Here is a 16,032-nt window from a genome sequence, read left to right as displayed (position 1 = left end):
ACGTTACTGTGCCTTGAACAGAGTGAGAAAATGTAATTTCCGTGAGCAAATGTTGCAAAGTAAATGAGGCTTAACCTATGCTAGGTCAATGAGCAAATGCTCAATTGTCGTTATTCTGCGCACAATATTGACCATGAGATCCCGTATGACCACTCCCAATCAAGACATTTCTATCGAAAATACTGACTTATTAACTGAAATTTCAGTGGCTTATTACCAAGATGGTGCAACTCAAGAAGAGATCTCGAAAAAGTTTTCTCTTTCACGAGCCAAAGTAGGGCGAATGCTTAAACAGGCACGCGATGAAGGGATTGTCGAAATTACGGTGAAATATCACCCTGTTTTTAGTGCCAAAATTGAGCAGCGACTGATTGAACGCTTTGGTGTAAAACGTGCGCTGGTTGCACTTGACCAACCTAGCGAAGAGTTGCAGCGCCAACAAGTGGCGGGGTTGGTTTCCAATTACCTGACCAGTACGCTAAAAAACGGCATGGTTGTGACCGTTGGTCAAGGCCGAAATGTATCGGCCGTGGCGCATCATATTGGCGTTATCACACCGCGAGAGTGTAAGTTTGTCTGTAGTATTGGTGGCATTCACCCAAGAGGTGGGATGTTTAATGCGGATCATATCTGTCGGCAACTGGCCAAAAAATACGGTGGAAGCTCTGAAACGCTTTATGCGCCTGCCTATGCTGAAAATCGCGAACAAAAATTAGCATTTATGCAAAATGCAACCGTCAAACAAACCTTAGATTTAGCACGTAAGGCAGACATTGCGTTAGTGGGTATTGGGGATATGAGTGAAAACAGCTACATGGTCGATCTCGGTTGGTTTACCGCCGATGAAGTGGTGCAGTCGCGTTTACAGCAAGGTGTGGTGGGGGATTTCGCTGGTTATGATTTTTTTGATATCCACGGTAAAGCTGCCAATACGGTGATGAGCGATCGTGTTATTGGGTTAGGGATTGACGAATTTCGACCGATTGCCGAGGTGATCGCTATCGCGGCTGAAAACAGCAAACCTTTAGCGCTGCTTGGGGCGCTACGCACCGGTGCAATTGATGTGATTGCCACCAGCGTAAGCAACGCGTTAACGGTATTGAATTTAGATGAGCAGATACAAACCGTCATTGGTTAGTGGATTCAGGTTAGTGAATTTAGGCTCATAAATTAATCTGCAATAACTGTAACGTGATTTTAAGATCTGAGTTTGGCTCGCATTGGCTGATTATTTTTAAACTTAAAATATATTTCTCTGCTGTATTGACGCAAACCCAAGGAGAAACTTATGAACAAGTTGATGATCGCCCTTCTCGTTGTTGCGTCATTTAACGCCACCGCAGAGACAACCAAACCCGTCGTGGCGGGCTACTTTACTGATTGGCAATATGAAAATGAGCAAAACCCCTACACAGTTAAAGATATTCCAGCAGAGAACTTGACTCATGTTATTTACGCCTTTTTGAGTATGTGTGGCCCCCATTCTGGAGCCAGTGAAACCGTACAAAAGCAAATCGCTAAGCAATGTGAAGGAAAAGCACCATTTAGTGCGATTGTTGTTGATACTAAATCCGCACTAGAGAAAGAGTTTGGTGCAGTCGATGTACCAGTTCCTTACAAAGGTCACTTCGCTCAACTTGCGCAAATGAAGAAAGACTATCCGACGCTTAAGATTCTGCCTTCATTTGGCGGCTGGACAATGTCTGAACCGTTCCACGCAATGATAAAAGATCCTGCTACGATCAAGCATTTTTCCAAAACAGCGGTTGAACTTATAGAGCAGTACGCCTTCTTTGACGGCATCGATATCGATTGGGAATATCCGGGTGGTGGCGGTTTAACTACTTCGCCTTGGAATCCTGATACGAAATTAACCGACGAACAAAAAGAAGCAGAAAAACAGGCCTATACCGAGCTGATGAAAACATTACGTGCTGATTTGGATGCGTTGAGTAAAAAGACGGCTCGCCACTATGAACTTTCTACTGCTGTTGGGGTTGGAGCGAAAGCGGCTCAGATAGATTGGCCAGCCGTATCCCCTTATTTAACCAATATGTTTGCGATGACTTATGATTTTCTGGGTGGTTGGGGAACGCAAACGGGCCATTTAACCAATTTACATGCGACGGATCGCAGTTGGTGGGGAATGGGAGCCGATGTGTTTATCAATCAAATGATCGAATTGGGTATACCAAGCGAGAAATTGGTTATCGGCGCGGCGTTTTATGGACGTGGTTGGCAAGGCACTCAAGATTATGAGGGTGGTTTGCCTACGGCTGATCTCGTGTCTGAGCAGGGAGCGCCGTTTGGGACCGGTGAAAATGGCTATTTCATGTTCTGGGATTTGATGAAAAATTATCGCGCGGCACAAGGGTATCAATATGGTTACGATCAAGAATCGCAAGCACCATATTTATGGAATGCAGAAAAGAAAGTATTTATCTCGTATGAAGATGAACGTTCAGTGCGCGCCAAAGCCAAATGGGCAAAATCAGCGAAGCTAGGGGGAATTTTTACATGGGAACTTTCAGGTGATCCTTCAAATGAATTGATCAAAGCAATGGCTGATGAGTTGAAATAACACGCTTTGTAAAACATGATCAAATCCCCACAATGATGGGGATTTGATTCAGAGACTAAAGCTCAATAGGCAGCTCAGTGCGTTGCCCCCATTCTGTCCACGAACCATCGTAAACGCACAGTTTTTCGTAGCCGCAAATTTGCGCAGCCAGCAGCACAATACAGGCGGTTACGCCTGAGCCACAACTGAAAATGTATTGCTCTTTTCCAGCAGTCAGCGTTGCTTGCATAATAGGTTGTAGATCTTGCGGTGATTTAAGCTTATGCCCATTCATCAACTCTGTAAAAGGTAAGCAAATAGAGTGAGGAATATGGCCGCTGCGCACGCCTTCTCTTGGTTCTTTTATTTGACCCAAAAAACGAGCTTGTGAACGGGCATCAACAGTTAAGCTCTCTGGGTTCTCTATTTGTGCAAGCACATAGTCTGCGTTCACAAAATAGCGAGGATCGAGCGTGCCATGGAAGTTTCCGTGTTTAAAGGCATGTGTGTACTCTTTTACAACGGGTAAACCTTGGCGTTTCCATTCTGTTAATCCACCATCAAGAACGTATACCGACGCATGTCCCATTGCTTTGAGCATCCACCATGCTCTCGGTGATGCAAACGTTCCGCTATTGTCATAGACAACGACGATCGAATCGTGGTTTAAACCGATCGATTGTGCTAATTGGTTAAAGCGCTCTTCACTAGGCATCATATGAGGTAGTGGCGATTGTAGGTCACAAAATTCACCATCATAATCAAAGCGGCGAGCGCCGGGAATGCTATGCAGAGTATCTTTCTCAGTTTCACTGGGAATTTGGAATTCAATACTGCAATCAAGAACAACGGTGCGCGGGTCGCCTAACTTTTGTGCTAGCCATTGGGGGGAGACGAGTGGTGACATGAGTTTAACTCTCCTATTGTGTGGGCTGACGCGGTGGACGAACGAGAAAGACAGTATTGAGTCTTTGTCTTTCATTTACTGGCAAGTCTGGCAGTGAGCGAGTTTGCTTAAGTTCATTTCTCTCCACGTCATTGAAAGGGCGTCCAACATCAAAATTTTGCCTTGTTTTACCTGACCATATTGGGCGATCACTTTGATCGCTTCCATCGCTTGTACCGCGCCAATAATCCCGACGACAGGGGCCATTACGCCCGCTTCGACGCAAGTGAGTACGTTACTACCAAAAAGAGCGCTTAAACATTGGTAACAGGGCTCGTCTGGGTGCTGATACATAAACACGCTGACTTGCCCTTCCATGCGAATCGCAGCACCAGATACCAGTGGTGTTTTAGTTTGAAAGCAGAGTTTATTCAATTGGTTACGAGTATCAAGGTTATCTGATGCATCCAGCACCAAAGAATGCTGTTCAATTAATGCTTTCAATTGTGCATCTTCAAGGCGTTGATCAACGGTATTTACCGTTAAATACGGGTTAAGCATACGCAGTGACTCTGCCGCTGAGTCCACTTTTTTACGTCCAATATCGGCATCGCTGTGCAGCACTTGGCGCTGTAAATTAGAGAGCTCAACCACATCATCATCGATGAGCGTGAGTGAACCAACACCTGCCGTGGCAAGGTATTGGCTTGCAGCGCAGCCCAATCCTCCTGCGCCAAGAATTAAAATAGAGCTTTGTTTAAGTGCTTCTTGTCCTTCAAAATCAAACTGTTTGAGAATGATTTGTCGGTTGTAACGAAGTAGCTCCTGATCAGATAGGATCTCCATAGTGATCCTTAGTACAAGCTGGGATTAAAAAGTTGGATATTGACGGTTTCGCCCACTTCCACTCGGCCACGATCTTGTTCTAACACCACAAAACAGTTGGCGAGACTCATCGAACGAAATGCCCCCGAACTTTGGTTTCCGGTAGTTTCAACAACAAACTGGCCATTTTCAATTGTGTAAATACCGCGTTGGTAGTCAGTACGGCCCGGTGATTTTTTAAAGGCATTTTTAGTGATGGCTGGAATGGACTCCGGTGCTTTCCACTGAGTGTGTCCAGCCAATTTAGCCAGCATAGGTTGCACCAAGACGTATAGGGTTAATACGGCTGAAACGGGGTTGCCAGGTAAGCCACAGAACCAAGCATGATCTAATGTTCCAAATGCAAACGGTTTGCCCGGTTTTATTGCCAGTTTCCAAAAACCGATTTCTCCGAGTTCTTGCAAAATATCTTTGGTATAGTCAGCTTCGCCTACACTTACGCCGCCAGAAGTAATAACCACATCGGCCAAATGTTGAGCTTTATCAAAGGTAGCTTTTAAAGTGGCAGGGCAATCAGCAATGATCCCAAGATCAATCGCTTCACAACCAAAATTCTCAATTAATGGTTTAATGCCATAACGATTGCTATCATAGATTTGCCCCTCAGCAAGAGGTTCACCGAGTGGTTTTAGCTCATCTCCAGTTGAGAAAAAGGCCACTTTGGGTTTACGAAAAACGGTCACATGGCTGATGCCGAGTGTAGCTATCATTGGGATATCACGCGAAGTCAAGCGAGCCCCTTTATGTAGTACTACATCGCCTTGTTTGATGTCATCACCAGTGGGGCGAATATTTTGCTGAGGCTTCGCATTCGGCTGTAGAAAGCAGATACCATTTTCGTTTTCGGTCGTTTGCTCTTGCATGATCACCGCGTCGCAACCAGCTGGAATTTTCGCGCCAGTCATAATTCGCACGCAACTGTTGGCTGGCCACGGCCCTTCAAATGGAAGACCGGCAAAAGATTTACCAGCCAGCGGCAGGGTGGTTGACTGTTGCAGATCAGCTAATCGAATAGCGTATCCATCCATCGCTGAGTTATCGAAAGGCGGCACAAAAATGGGTGAGAGTAACTCTTCGGCCAACACATAGCCTAATGCGTCGGCTAGCGGTAGTTTCAGCGTCGTTTGGATGGGTTTGATATTCGCTAGCATTGTCTCTAACGCTTGTTCGATAGGCATTAAGCCCGGTGAATCACAACAGCCCATGATCGGTTCCTATAGCTTTTTTCTTTGCGAGGACTTTATCATACATTGCTTACAGGCAATAATGACCATCCTTAAAATATGGATGTAATTATTCAAAATTCCGAGTATCCTTGTCTGCCATCCGAAAGGGGTAAAAAGTAAGAGGAATCGGAATGCTAGGTCTTAGCGAATCAGCAAAGTTGGTCAAAGATGCGCTAGAGAGCCGAGGTTTGGAAACGCCTATGCGTCCAAATGAGGTTACTCGTGAAGAAAAGAAAGAAAAAATCGAACACCATATGCGTGAGATCCTCACACTACTCGGTCTTGACCTGACCGACGACAGTTTAGAAGAGACGCCCCATCGAATTGCGAAAATGTATGTGGATGAAGTGTTTTCTGGCCTCGATTATCAAAACTTCCCCAAAATTACTGTGATCGAAAACAAGATGAACGTCAGTGAAATGGTGCGCGTAAAAGAGATTACCGTGACCAGCACCTGTGAGCATCATCTAGTGACTATCGATGGTAAAGCCGCGGTGGCGTATATCCCAAGAGGCAAGATAATTGGTCTTTCTAAGATTAACCGTATTGTACGTTTTTTTGCTCAGCGCCCCCAAGTTCAAGAGCGAATGACACAGCAGATTCTGGTGGCTTTGCAAACCTTACTCGGTTCAGACGATGTCGCAGTCACCATTGATGCCACTCATTACTGCGTTAAATCACGTGGTGTTATGGATGCGACCAGTGAAACGACCACCACAGCATTAGGCGGTATTTTTAAATCTAACCCTGCCACCCGCGCCGAATTTTTCCATGGTTTACATTAATCGAATCTCAGTTGAGTCCATCGATTAACGTTGATCAACTAAAAAAGCCCTCGCAAGTGAAGCCGAGGGCTTTTTCGTTTTACCACGCACGCCTTATTGAAACAGAACCAAGTACTCGCCATAGCCCTCAGCTTGCATCGCCTCTTTTGGTACAAATCGCATCGCGGCGGAGTTCATGCAGTAGCGTAAGCCGGTTGGTGCTGGTCCATCCTCAAAGACATGACCTAGGTGAGAATCTGCAAAACGGCTGCGCACTTCGGTTCTGGTATAAAAAAGCCGAGAATCGCTTTTGGTCGCAATATACGCTTCATTAATTGGCCGAGTAAAACTGGGCCAGCCTGTACCAGAACGGTATTTGTCGGTAGAAGAGAATAATGGCTCTCCGCTGACTACATCGACATAAATACCATCGGCTTTGTTATCCCAATACTCATTGTTAAATGCGCGTTCAGTACCTTCTTCTTGCGTCACGTAATATTGCAAATCAGTCAATTTGGCGCGTATTTCTTTATTCGAAGGTTTATTGTATGCCTTAACGTTGTTTTGCATTTTTTGCGCTTCGATCAATTGACGTAAGGTTTTTGGGTGCTCATTACGATCTTTGCCGAAGATGGTATCAAGATATTGGTCACGTCCGGAAGCATGACGATAGTAGGTGTAACGTACTTTGCTCTTTTTATAAAAATCTTGGTGGTACTCTTCAGCAGGCCAAAATTGGCTGTATTGAATCAGCTCTGTTTTGAGCGGCTTTTTGAAGATCCCTAGCGCATCGATTTCTTGCATAAAACGCTGCGCGGTCTGCTTCTGTTCACTGTTGTGATAAAAAATGGCAGGCCGATACTGTGGGCCTCTATCAACAAACGAGCCTTGATCATCTGTCGGATCAATGTGGCGGAAAAAATGATCCAATACATTTTCGTAGCTGACAACTTGCGGATCAAAGGTCACTTGAATCACTTCAATGTGGCCCGATTTTCCTGATGAGACTTGTTTATAGGTAGGGTTTTCAAGGCTGCCACCCGCATAACCAGAGACAACGCTAATGACACCGTTGAGTTTTTCAAGATCAGATTCTGTACACCAAAAACAGCCCCCAGCTAATGTCGCGATTTGCTGATTACCAATGCTGGGCATGGTTTTAGGCTGAGTTTCTGCTTGGCTAAATAGCGAAAACAGAATAGGCACAATAAGCGCTATTGAGAATATAAAGGGAGTAAAACGTTTCATAACCGACCTTACTTATTTTTATTGATACTGGTAAAGAACGGTGAAAAGCGCAAAAAATTACAGAGAAAGAAAACAAATAGCGTGAAGAAAGCCTTTCTGAGCCCGAAGATTTGCGCTCAGAAAGGTTAATTTCGAACAATAATATCAGGTTAGGCCGATAATATTTCCTTTAGAATCAATGTCTAAATACATGAAGGCGGGTTTTTCAGGAAGGCCCGGCATGGTCATCACGTTGCCGCATAGCGCATAGATAAAGCCAGCACCCGCACAGAGCTTTAATTCGCGGATCGGTATATCAAAACCTTTTGGTGCGCCTTTAATCGCAGCGTTGGTTGAAATTGAAAGCGGCGTCTTCGCCAAACAGACAGCAAGCTTCCCGTAACCTTGCTCTTGCATGTTGTGCATTTGACGTCGTGCTTTATCAGTAAAAGTGACGCTTGCCGCGCCATAGCCCTTTTTCGCTACGGCGTTGATCTTATCTTCGATCGTCTGCTGTGCTTGGTATAACGGTGTGAACGTACTCACTTTTTCACACTGCTTAATGACTTTGGAAGCAAGCTCAGTCGTCCCTTCGCCTCCAAGAGCAAAACCTTCACTCAGTGCAACCTCTACCTGGTAGGGTAGTGCGTGAATCATCATTGCGAGCTGCTCAAGCTCTTCTTGGCTGTCTTGTGGAAAGCGGTTAATGGCAACCACGGCGGGTATTCCATACTTACTCACATTTTCAATATGCCATTTGAGATTTTCAAAACCGGACACCAACGCGGCATGGTCTGGCTGAAATAGAGTGTCGGGAACTGGCTGCCCGGGACGCAATTCATACAGACCAGAGTTCGCTTTTAAGCCGCGAAGTGTGGTGACGATAACGGCGCAATCTGGCGCTTTCCCAGATGTCGCTGCTTTAATATTGCACGCCTTTTCAAATCCCATATCAGAGCCAAAGCCGCCTTCTGTTACAGTAAATTCGGCTAACCTTGTGGCGATGTCATCGGCGATAATAGAAGAGTTACCGTGCGCGATATTGGCAAAAGGCCCGGCGTGAATCAGTGTCGGTACGCCTTCTAACGTTTGCATTAATGTAGGTTCAATCGCCTCTTTCATACTGACAGCCATCGCCCCAGCGACTTGCAAATCTTCAGTGGTAATCGGTGTACCATGGTGGCTATAGGCGACGACAATCCGCCCAATCCGTTGACGCAGATCGTTTAAGTTTTTGGCTAATGCAAGAATCGCCATCAGCTCAGAAGCCGCTGAAATATCAAAACCATCTTCACGCTCAAAGCCATTGATTGATTTATCCGTTTCATTTCGGCCAACGGTAACCATGCGCAATGCGCGATCGTTGTGATCCATCACTCGCTTCCAAACCACATTATTCGGGTCGATACGCAGTGCTTTCATTGCGGTGCGTTGCTCGAAATCGTCATAACCAAGGCGCTGTTCGTGATAGATCCGGGCATCTATCGCCGCTGCCGCTAGGTTATGCGCGGCTGTGACGGCGTGGATATCGCCAGTGAGATGCAAATTGAGCTCTTCCATTGGTGCCACTTGTGAATAACCGCCGCCAGCGGCTCCGCCCTTAACACCAAAGATTGGTCCCATTGAGGGTTGACGAATACATGCCATCACCGAATGACCCAATTTTGCCATTCCTTGTGATAGGCCGATGGTCGTGACGGTTTTTCCTTCCCCTAATGGCGTTGGAGTAATGGCAGTCACAAGGATTAACTTTCCAACCGTTTGTGTTTGCAAACGTTCAAGGCAACTTAATGAAATTTTCGCCTTAAAGCGGCCTTGGCTGTGGAATTCGCTGGCGGTGAATCCTGCTTTGTTAGCGATAGCCTCTATGGAGGTTAATGAAGTGGCGCGGCAAATTTCAATATCAGGCAGCATAAAACCCTCATTATTTAGTATTGTACGGGTTGGGAAAACGTTTGCGTCGCGATAATAACGTCAAAAAATGGGTTGTAAAGTTATTTAATGAGTGGATTATAAACTAATGTCTGAGCTTTTAGCTCGATTCTTCGTTCTCTTTTGTGTCATTGTCGTTGGGCTCTTTATGATGATCATCTTCAAGTTGATCACTATCTTGTTGATCATAATGCTTGACGACAAAGGGGGTTAACATAACGGAAGAGGGAAGAAAACGTTTCATATGGATTTCCTTGTTTGTTAGTAACTGAACATATGGTATTGAAACTCGACTTACACTGCTTTAGCTCTGACGGCCTTTACTCTATAATGCGGCGTTTTTACTAGGCCAACCTTACCTCACTGCGGATATTTTATGATTTCAAAAAACCAACTGAAACTACTTCGTGCTTTAGGCCAAAAGAAACAGCGCAAGGCTCATGGCCTGTTTTTAGTGCAAGGCGAAAAGAACGTGTTGGAATTGATTAACAGCCAACTGACGGTAAAGCAGGTTTTTGCCACTGCGGAGTTTATCGCACAAAACCGCGTTGAGCTTAGTGTTTTTGAATGCATTGAGGCCACATTAGATGACTTAACCAAAGCCAGCACTTTGGTGAGCAATAATGCGGCAATCGCCGTCGTTGAGATCCCCGAAGTGACGGTGCCTGAAGCGAAAGGATTGATGATCGCTCTCGATGGTGTTTCTGACCCCGGTAATTTAGGGACGATTATCCGTGTCGCTGATTGGTATGGCATTAAATACATTGTCGCTAGCCATGATTGCGCCGATCCATACAATCCGAAGACCATCAGTGCCACCATGGGCAGCTTTGGGCGTGTTACGGTGAGCCAAGTGGATTTGGGTGCTTATTTACAGAGTTCAAATCTACCTGTTTATGGGGCTTTTTTAGAAGGTGAGAGCGTACATCATACGAAATTTGCAGCAGAAGGGATTTTATTGATGGGCAGTGAATCACATGGTATTCGTGCCGAAGCGGCTCAATATGTTACCGACAAAATCACCATTCCCGCCTTCGGGGGAGCTGAGTCACTTAACGTAGCAATGGCTACGGGTATTATTTTGGATAACCTGCGCCGCCAACATCACTAGATCAAACCAAGATCACTCGATCAATAAGTAAAGCTTAAAAGTTGTTGCTTTGGATTGTCGTCAAAAAGCGTGATAACGGATGCCGTGTTTGCGCTTTTTTTATAACGCTAGTTATAAGAAGAAAAGACTACTTCTCTAACATCCCCAGTTTGTTTGGCACGCCATTCCATTTTTCAGCATCATCCATGGCTGGTTTGACTTCGGTTTGCACCGGCCATATATCGGCAAGCTCAGCATTGAGTTCGATGTAAATCTTCTGATCTTCTGGGAGTTCATCTTCTTGAAAGATAGCTTGAGCTGCACATTCAGGAACACATAAACCGCAATCAATGCATTCAATGGGGTTGATCACCATAAAATTGGGGCCTTCGTGAAAGGCATCTGCAGGGCATACCGCGACACAGTCAGTAAATTTACATTGGATGCAATTATCCGTTACGACAAACGCCATGATGATCAGCTCTTAGTTAGTCAAAAATGAAGAATGGGGATAATACGCATCCCAAGTTAAATTTCAACATCCAACGCTATGAATATCTAGCGTAACGTGTGATGAATTCGGGATTTAGTATGACAGATAACGCCATTTCCCGTAAAATGCGCGCCATTGTGAGCGGGCCGCTTGCGGCTTTGGCTAAGACACCGACTAAAACGAGACACCGACATGATACGTTTAACCGAAATTAAACTTCCTTTGGACCACGAGGAAGGGGCAATTTTTGCTGCTATTACTGAAAAACTTGGTATTGCTGATGAACAAGTTCTTTCATTCAATATGTTTAAACGTGGCTACGATGCTCGTAAGAAAACGAAAATCATGCTGATTTACACGCTAGATGTGAGCGTGGAGAATGAAACAGAGTTGCTTGCTCAGTTTGCTGACGATCCGCATGTGAAAGTGACGCCGGATATGGAGTACAAATTCGTTGCTCAAGCGCCAGCGAATCTTACTGAGCGCCCAGTGGTGATAGGCTTTGGCCCTTGTGGTCTATTCGCAGGACTGATTCTTGCTCAAATGGGGTTTAACCCAATCATTGTCGAGCGTGGTAAAGAAGTGCGCGAACGCACCAAAGATACCTTTGGTTTTTGGCGTAAACGTACATTGAATACTGAATCTAACGTGCAGTTTGGCGAAGGTGGAGCGGGAACTTTTTCTGATGGAAAACTCTATAGCCAAGTTAAAGATCCTAACTTCTATGGTCGTAAGGTCACTACAGAATTTGTCGCTGCGGGCGCACCTGCCGAAATCATGTACGTGAGCAAACCGCACATTGGTACGTTCAAATTGGTGACCATGATTGAAAAAATGCGTGCCAAAATTATCGAATTAGGCGGTGAAATTCGTTTTAGTACTCGTGTTGATGACATTCACATCGAAGAAGGGCAAATTACTGGGCTTACGTTGTCAAATGGTGAAGAAATTAAAACGCGTCATGTTGTCCTTGCGGTCGGTCATAGCGCACGTGATACCTTTGAAATGCTGCATGAACGTGGCGTTTATATGGAAGCCAAACCCTTTTCAGTAGGGTTCCGTATTGAACATAAACAATCAATGATTGATGAAGCGCGTTTTGGTGCGAATGCGGGGAACCCCATTCTTGGTGCGGCGGACTACAAATTGGTTCACCACTGTAAGAATGGCCGTACCGTTTATAGCTTCTGCATGTGCCCCGGTGGCACGGTAGTGGCGGCTACTTCTGAAGAGGGGCGCGTTGTGACCAATGGCATGAGCCAATATTCTCGCGCAGAACGTAATGCTAACAGTGCGATTGTAGTGGGTATTGATCCTGAACGTGATTATCCCGGTGATCCGCTAGCGGGCGTGCGCTTCCAACGTGAGCTTGAATCAAGAGCTTATCAACTTGGCGGCGAAAACTACGATGCGCCAGCACAAAAAATTGGTGACTTTTTACAAGGTCGTGATCCGAGTGCGTTAGGTGATGTCGAACCCTCTTTTACACCCGGCATCAAGTTGACAGATATTTCAAAAGCGTTGCCTGATTTTGCTATTGAAGCCATTCGTGAAGCGATCCCAGCGTTTGATAAGCAGATCAAAGGATTTGCCTCTGAGGATGGTTTGTTAACTGGAGTAGAAACTCGCACGTCATCACCCATTTGCATTAAACGGGGTAAAGATTTCCAAAGCATCAACCTGAAAGGCTTTTATCCGGCAGGTGAAGGTGCAGGTTATGCGGGCGGGATTTTATCAGCAGGCATTGATGGTATTAAAGCGGCCGAAGCATTGGCGCTTTCTATGGTTAACGAAGCTGAAAAAGCATCATAATTTGCAATATTAAGCATAAGAAAAGGCTCATTGGAGCCTTTTTTATTACAGGGACGATTAGATTCGTTATCACATTGAATTTTAAAAGTTTCTTCTGATAGAGATTATCATTTAACTAAAAACAATCTAAACTAGCCCGAACATTATGAGGAGAGATCATGAAGTACGACTGGATTTTATTTGACGCTGACGAGACCTTGTTTCATTTTGATGCTTTCAAAGGTATGCAGCTGATGTTTGAGCGCAAAGGAGTGTTGTTTACTGAACAAGATTTTGCGCAGTACCAAGAAGTTAATAAACCACTGTGGGTCGATTACCAAAATGGTGATATCACGGCGGCGCAGTTGAAGCATACTCGTTTTGCAGAGTGGGCAGAAAAGCTCGCGACGACAACCACGGAATTAAACAGCGCATTTCTTGAAGCCATGGCTGATATTTGCACTCCACTACCAGGAGCAAAAGAGTTATTGGATGCCCTTACAGGTCGAGCGAAACTTGGCATCATTACTAATGGTTTTACCGAACTTCAAGCGATTCGTTTGCAAAGAACGGGGATGAGTGAATACTTTGACCACGTGATTATTTCAGAAGAGGTTGGTGTAGCGAAACCCGATCACGGGATTTTTGCCTACGCGTTAGACAAAATGGGCAACCCTGCTAAAAATCGTGTATTGATGGTAGGAGATAACCCGCATTCCGATATTCTAGGTGGCTTGAATTTTGGTATTGAGACCTGTTGGCTAAACTCTACTGGCGCAAGTGCTGTTGAGGGTATTGAGCCACACTACCATGTGCGTTCATTGCACGAGCTTAAAGATATTTTGGTCGCATAATTATTTACAATGGTGTGGTTTGGGGTGTGGAGTGATGATATCGAGCTCCACACCAACAAATCGATTCGTTAGCGGTTGAATTCACCGTCACGCTCAGGTTGATAAACTACATCAAGAATCTCAATCACTCTTTCTCTACCACCTGGCATTGGCCAACTGAGCTGTTGACCAACAGCTAGGCCCAACAATGCACTGCCTACTGGGGCAAAAACAGAGATATCTTGACTGCTTTTCACTTCATGTGGGTACACAAGATTTTTTTCGATCACTTCATCACTGTCGATAAACTTGAAGCGTACGGTCGAATTCATGCTCACCACATTATTTGGCATCTCTTGTGGGGCGACAATGGTGGCTCTATCCAACTCAGCCTCGAGCTTTTCTAACTCTGGCGTTAGTTTAGGCATGCCATCCAGTAATGCGGATATTCTGTCCATATCAAGGCTTGAAACTAAGACAGGTGCTAAGTTTGACATTTTTAATACTCCAAAAAGAAATACCGCCCAAAAGCTAGGCGGTATAAAAATTAACGTCAATGTTATTGCGATTCAGGCTATGACATTAATCTTGTTCGACATAGAATGCAAATAATACGGTATCAGTTTGTTATGAATTTGGCATGCACGTATTTAGGCTGGGAGTGGATGTTGTGCAGTACGTAAAAATTAAAGATGTGATTGTTGAACAAATCGATGCTGGCATGCTTGCCCCTCGTCAAAAATTACCTTCTGAACGAAAACTTGCAGAGTCGTTTAATACCACACGCGTTACCCTGCGTGAGGCTTTGTCTCTGTTGGAAGCGGATGGCAAGATCTACCGAGAAGATCGGCGAGGTTGGTTTATTTCTCCCGAGCCGATACGTTACGACCCAACCCAAACTCTGAATTTTACCAACATGGCTTTAGCACAAAACCGAGTACCAAAAACGGAACTGATGATGGCAAAAGCGCTATTAGCCAATAAACAAGCATCGCTCTTATTGGGATTAAAGCCATTTTCGGATGTTTACCAAATTGATCGTGTGCGTTATTTAGAAGATCGCCCCGTGGTCTATGTGACGAATTACGTGCGCCCTGAATTGTTTCCCAACTTGCTGACTTTCGATTTGTCTCAATCACTGACGGATATTTATCGCGACCATTTTGCCGTGGAGTATCAAACAGTCCGTTATCGAATTACCACTAGCTCTTTGCTTGGTCATATGGCGCAAGCGCTACGCGCTACATCAGGCACTCCGGCGATGGTCGTTGAGCGCATTAATTATAATCAACAGGGTGAACTGATCGATTGTGGCATCGAATACTGGCGACATGACGCGATTTGTATTGAGTCGTTAGCCAAGCTCACTGTGGCCCGCTGAGGCTTGGTCCATTAAAACTAGGTCCGTTAAAGCTAGGTCTGTTAAAGCTATGTTCGTTGAAAATTGAGCGTATTCAATGAAAAAGGCGACCTCTATTAAGTCACCTTTTTACTGTGTTATTGCTGTTTATGACTGAGTTTGTGCATCCGTTTGTTTGAGCTGTTTATGCCCATCTTCACTGACGCCACGTTTCCAGTAGCTGCTGATATAAATATAGTCTTTGGCTATCTCTTTTTCATTGCGAAAATACTCTCTTAGCGCGCGCATGGTATCAAATTCACACGCACACCATACCGAGCCATTCTCACCCAGCCAATTTTTCTCGATAACCGAAGTCGCCAAATTGGTGCTGCTGTCTTTCACTACCCAAGAGATCTCTATGTTCTCCGGAGCCTGTAGTGCCTGTTTGTCATCCACATGCTCAATTTCAATTACTGCATAACCTTTTGCATCACGCGGTAAGCGTTTTAATTGAGCTGCAAGGGCAGGGATCGCGGTCATGTCAGCGGCTAAGAAAAACCATTTCCCATTGGGATTCAACCCTTGAGCTTTACCTGGGCCAGCGATTGAAATCGTATCGCCAATGGCCGTATGCATCGCCCATCTGACTGCAAATCCGCACTGCTTATCTTCCGCTTCGTGCCGTACAAAATCGATTTCAATGCGATTGTTGGTCGTATCAAAGCTTCGAATGGTATAAGTGCGCATTATTGGGCGCTGATCAGGGGTTAACCGTGACAAATCAGTGCCACCATCTTCACTAAACAACAGCTTGATATAATCGCCTTCGTTTTCAAGTGTAAAATGCTCAATTGAGTCACCCTGTAACGTAATGCGTTGCAGGGAAGGCGAAATCTGCTGGCTATCCGCAACCGTGAGTGGATAGAAAGAGCGTTTAGGTTCTGTTTCTTTTTTCATTATTCTCTAGATTACCGTTTTGTCTTTTGTAGGTATAACCTTAAAC

16 protein-coding genes are annotated in these 16,032 nt (G+C 45.0%); 7 read left to right on the top strand and 9 right to left on the bottom strand.

Annotated elements, in window-relative coordinates:
* The first annotated feature begins 145 nt into the window (after nt 1–145).
* Nucleotides 146–1,138, top strand: a complete 993-nt coding sequence (locus AACT21_RS14650; protein WP_013867843.1) for a sugar-binding transcriptional regulator — start codon at nt 146–148, stop codon at nt 1,136–1,138.
* Between the two features lie 162 nt (nt 1,139–1,300).
* On the top strand, nt 1,301–2,581 hold the full coding sequence (locus AACT21_RS14645; RefSeq protein WP_445285943.1) for a glycoside hydrolase family 18 protein: 1,281 nt from the start codon (nt 1,301–1,303) through the stop codon (nt 2,579–2,581).
* A gap of 55 nt (nt 2,582–2,636) precedes the next feature.
* Here the strand turns inward: AACT21_RS14645 and AACT21_RS14640 are convergent, their stop codons facing one another.
* From AACT21_RS14640 to moeA, 3 genes are all read right to left on the bottom strand, one after another.
* Complete coding sequence (locus tag AACT21_RS14640) at nt 2,637–3,467, bottom strand: sulfurtransferase (protein ID WP_176430200.1); 831 nt, start codon at nt 3,465–3,467, stop codon at nt 2,637–2,639.
* Nucleotides 3,468–3,542: 75 nt separating this feature from the next.
* On the bottom strand, nt 3,543–4,292 hold the full coding sequence (gene moeB, locus AACT21_RS14635) for a molybdopterin-synthase adenylyltransferase MoeB (protein WP_013867840.1): 750 nt from the start codon (nt 4,290–4,292) through the stop codon (nt 3,543–3,545).
* An 8-nt stretch (nt 4,293–4,300) separates the two neighbouring features.
* Nucleotides 4,301–5,536, bottom strand: coding sequence for a molybdopterin molybdotransferase MoeA (moeA, locus tag AACT21_RS14630; protein WP_017046934.1), 1,236 nt, complete (start codon nt 5,534–5,536; stop codon nt 4,301–4,303).
* Nucleotides 5,537–5,688: 152 nt separating this feature from the next.
* Between moeA and folE the strand changes: the two genes are divergently transcribed.
* Complete coding sequence (folE, locus tag AACT21_RS14625; protein ID WP_013867838.1) at nt 5,689–6,342, top strand: GTP cyclohydrolase I FolE; 654 nt, start codon at nt 5,689–5,691, stop codon at nt 6,340–6,342.
* Nucleotides 6,343–6,435: 93 nt separating this feature from the next.
* On the opposite strand, the gene msrB is transcribed toward folE, so the two are convergent.
* From msrB to AACT21_RS14610, 3 genes are all read right to left on the bottom strand, one after another.
* Nucleotides 6,436–7,569 carry a peptide-methionine (R)-S-oxide reductase MsrB gene (gene msrB / locus AACT21_RS14620; RefSeq protein ID WP_094125479.1) on the bottom strand — a complete coding sequence of 378 codons (1,134 nt, stop codon included), beginning with the start codon at nt 7,567–7,569 and terminating at the stop codon, nt 6,436–6,438.
* A 144-nt stretch (nt 7,570–7,713) separates the two neighbouring features.
* Nucleotides 7,714–9,462 (bottom strand): formate--tetrahydrofolate ligase, encoded by a 1,749-nt coding sequence (locus AACT21_RS14615; protein WP_094164098.1) that lies wholly within the window; start codon nt 9,460–9,462, stop codon nt 7,714–7,716.
* A gap of 118 nt (nt 9,463–9,580) precedes the next feature.
* Complete coding sequence (locus AACT21_RS14610; RefSeq protein ID WP_013867835.1) at nt 9,581–9,724, bottom strand: hypothetical protein; 144 nt, start codon at nt 9,722–9,724, stop codon at nt 9,581–9,583.
* Nucleotides 9,725–9,856: 132 nt separating this feature from the next.
* Here AACT21_RS14610 and AACT21_RS14605 point away from each other — a divergent pair, with 132 nt between their 5' ends.
* A complete protein-coding gene (locus AACT21_RS14605) occupies nt 9,857–10,591 on the top strand; it encodes an RNA methyltransferase (RefSeq protein ID WP_017049576.1) in 735 nt (244 codons plus the stop codon).
* Nucleotides 10,592–10,718: 127 nt separating this feature from the next.
* Here the strand turns inward: AACT21_RS14605 and fdxA are convergent, their stop codons facing one another.
* On the bottom strand, nt 10,719–11,042 hold the full coding sequence (gene fdxA, locus AACT21_RS14600; protein ID WP_010318513.1) for a ferredoxin FdxA: 324 nt from the start codon (nt 11,040–11,042) through the stop codon (nt 10,719–10,721).
* A gap of 213 nt (nt 11,043–11,255) precedes the next feature.
* On the opposite strand from fdxA, the gene AACT21_RS14595 reads away from it, so the two are divergent.
* Together AACT21_RS14595 and yjjG are read left to right on the top strand one after the other, a co-directional pair.
* Complete coding sequence (locus tag AACT21_RS14595) at nt 11,256–12,875, top strand: NAD(P)/FAD-dependent oxidoreductase (RefSeq protein ID WP_038148414.1); 1,620 nt, start codon at nt 11,256–11,258, stop codon at nt 12,873–12,875.
* 158 nt (nt 12,876–13,033) lie between these two features.
* Entirely contained in the window at nt 13,034–13,708 is a 675-nt protein-coding gene (gene yjjG, locus AACT21_RS14590; protein WP_017045536.1) for a pyrimidine 5'-nucleotidase, read from the top strand.
* Nucleotides 13,709–13,776: 68 nt separating this feature from the next.
* On the opposite strand, the gene rnk is transcribed toward yjjG, so the two are convergent.
* Nucleotides 13,777–14,184: a nucleoside diphosphate kinase regulator gene (gene rnk, locus AACT21_RS14585; protein WP_026027712.1), complete on the bottom strand. Its 408-nt coding sequence runs from the start codon at nt 14,182–14,184 to the stop codon at nt 13,777–13,779.
* A 173-nt stretch (nt 14,185–14,357) separates the two neighbouring features.
* Between rnk and phnR the strand changes: the two genes are divergently transcribed.
* A complete protein-coding gene (phnR, locus tag AACT21_RS14580; protein WP_026027711.1) occupies nt 14,358–15,068 on the top strand; it encodes a phosphonate utilization transcriptional regulator PhnR in 711 nt (236 codons plus the stop codon).
* 126 nt (nt 15,069–15,194) lie between these two features.
* On the opposite strand, the gene AACT21_RS14575 is transcribed toward phnR, so the two are convergent.
* On the bottom strand, nt 15,195–15,986 hold the full coding sequence (locus AACT21_RS14575; protein WP_094164097.1) for a siderophore-interacting protein: 792 nt from the start codon (nt 15,984–15,986) through the stop codon (nt 15,195–15,197).
* Nucleotides 15,987–16,032: the final 46 nt, after the last annotated feature.

The sequence above is a fragment of the Vibrio sp. V08_P9A1T1 genome (assembly GCF_963874405.1).
GTDB classification, from domain to species: Bacteria; Pseudomonadota; Gammaproteobacteria; order Enterobacterales; family Vibrionaceae; genus Vibrio; species Vibrio anguillarum.
The sequence above is the reverse complement of the archived record's forward strand: the minus strand, read 5'-3'. Positions and strand labels throughout refer to the sequence as shown.

What these genes read in the sequence shown, in the direction of transcription:
- AACT21_RS14650 (WP_013867843.1), top strand. Translation starts at nt 146, where the DNA reads ATGACCACTCCCAATCAAGACATTTCTATCGAAAATACTGACTTATTA.
- AACT21_RS14645 (WP_445285943.1), top strand. Translation starts at nt 1,301, where the DNA reads ATGATCGCCCTTCTCGTTGTTGCGTCATTTAACGCCACCGCAGAGACA.
- AACT21_RS14640 (WP_176430200.1), bottom strand. Translation starts at nt 3,467, where the DNA reads ATGTCACCACTCGTCTCCCCCCAATGGCTAGCACAAAAGTTAGGCGAC.
- moeB (WP_013867840.1), bottom strand. Translation starts at nt 4,292, where the DNA reads ATGGAGATCCTATCTGATCAGGAGCTACTTCGTTACAACCGACAAATC.
- moeA (WP_017046934.1), bottom strand. Translation starts at nt 5,536, where the DNA reads ATGGGCTGTTGTGATTCACCGGGCTTAATGCCTATCGAACAAGCGTTA.
- folE (WP_013867838.1), top strand. Translation starts at nt 5,689, where the DNA reads ATGCTAGGTCTTAGCGAATCAGCAAAGTTGGTCAAAGATGCGCTAGAG.
- msrB (WP_094125479.1), bottom strand. Translation starts at nt 7,569, where the DNA reads ATGAAACGTTTTACTCCCTTTATATTCTCAATAGCGCTTATTGTGCCT.
- AACT21_RS14615 (WP_094164098.1), bottom strand. Translation starts at nt 9,462, where the DNA reads ATGCTGCCTGATATTGAAATTTGCCGCGCCACTTCATTAACCTCCATA.
- AACT21_RS14610 (WP_013867835.1), bottom strand. Translation starts at nt 9,724, where the DNA reads ATGAAACGTTTTCTTCCCTCTTCCGTTATGTTAACCCCCTTTGTCGTC.
- AACT21_RS14605 (WP_017049576.1), top strand. Translation starts at nt 9,857, where the DNA reads ATGATTTCAAAAAACCAACTGAAACTACTTCGTGCTTTAGGCCAAAAG.
- fdxA (WP_010318513.1), bottom strand. Translation starts at nt 11,042, where the DNA reads ATGGCGTTTGTCGTAACGGATAATTGCATCCAATGTAAATTTACTGAC.
- AACT21_RS14595 (WP_038148414.1), top strand. Translation starts at nt 11,256, where the DNA reads ATGATACGTTTAACCGAAATTAAACTTCCTTTGGACCACGAGGAAGGG.
- yjjG (WP_017045536.1), top strand. Translation starts at nt 13,034, where the DNA reads ATGAAGTACGACTGGATTTTATTTGACGCTGACGAGACCTTGTTTCAT.
- rnk (WP_026027712.1), bottom strand. Translation starts at nt 14,184, where the DNA reads ATGTCAAACTTAGCACCTGTCTTAGTTTCAAGCCTTGATATGGACAGA.
- AACT21_RS14575 (WP_094164097.1), bottom strand. Translation starts at nt 15,986, where the DNA reads ATGAAAAAAGAAACAGAACCTAAACGCTCTTTCTATCCACTCACGGTT.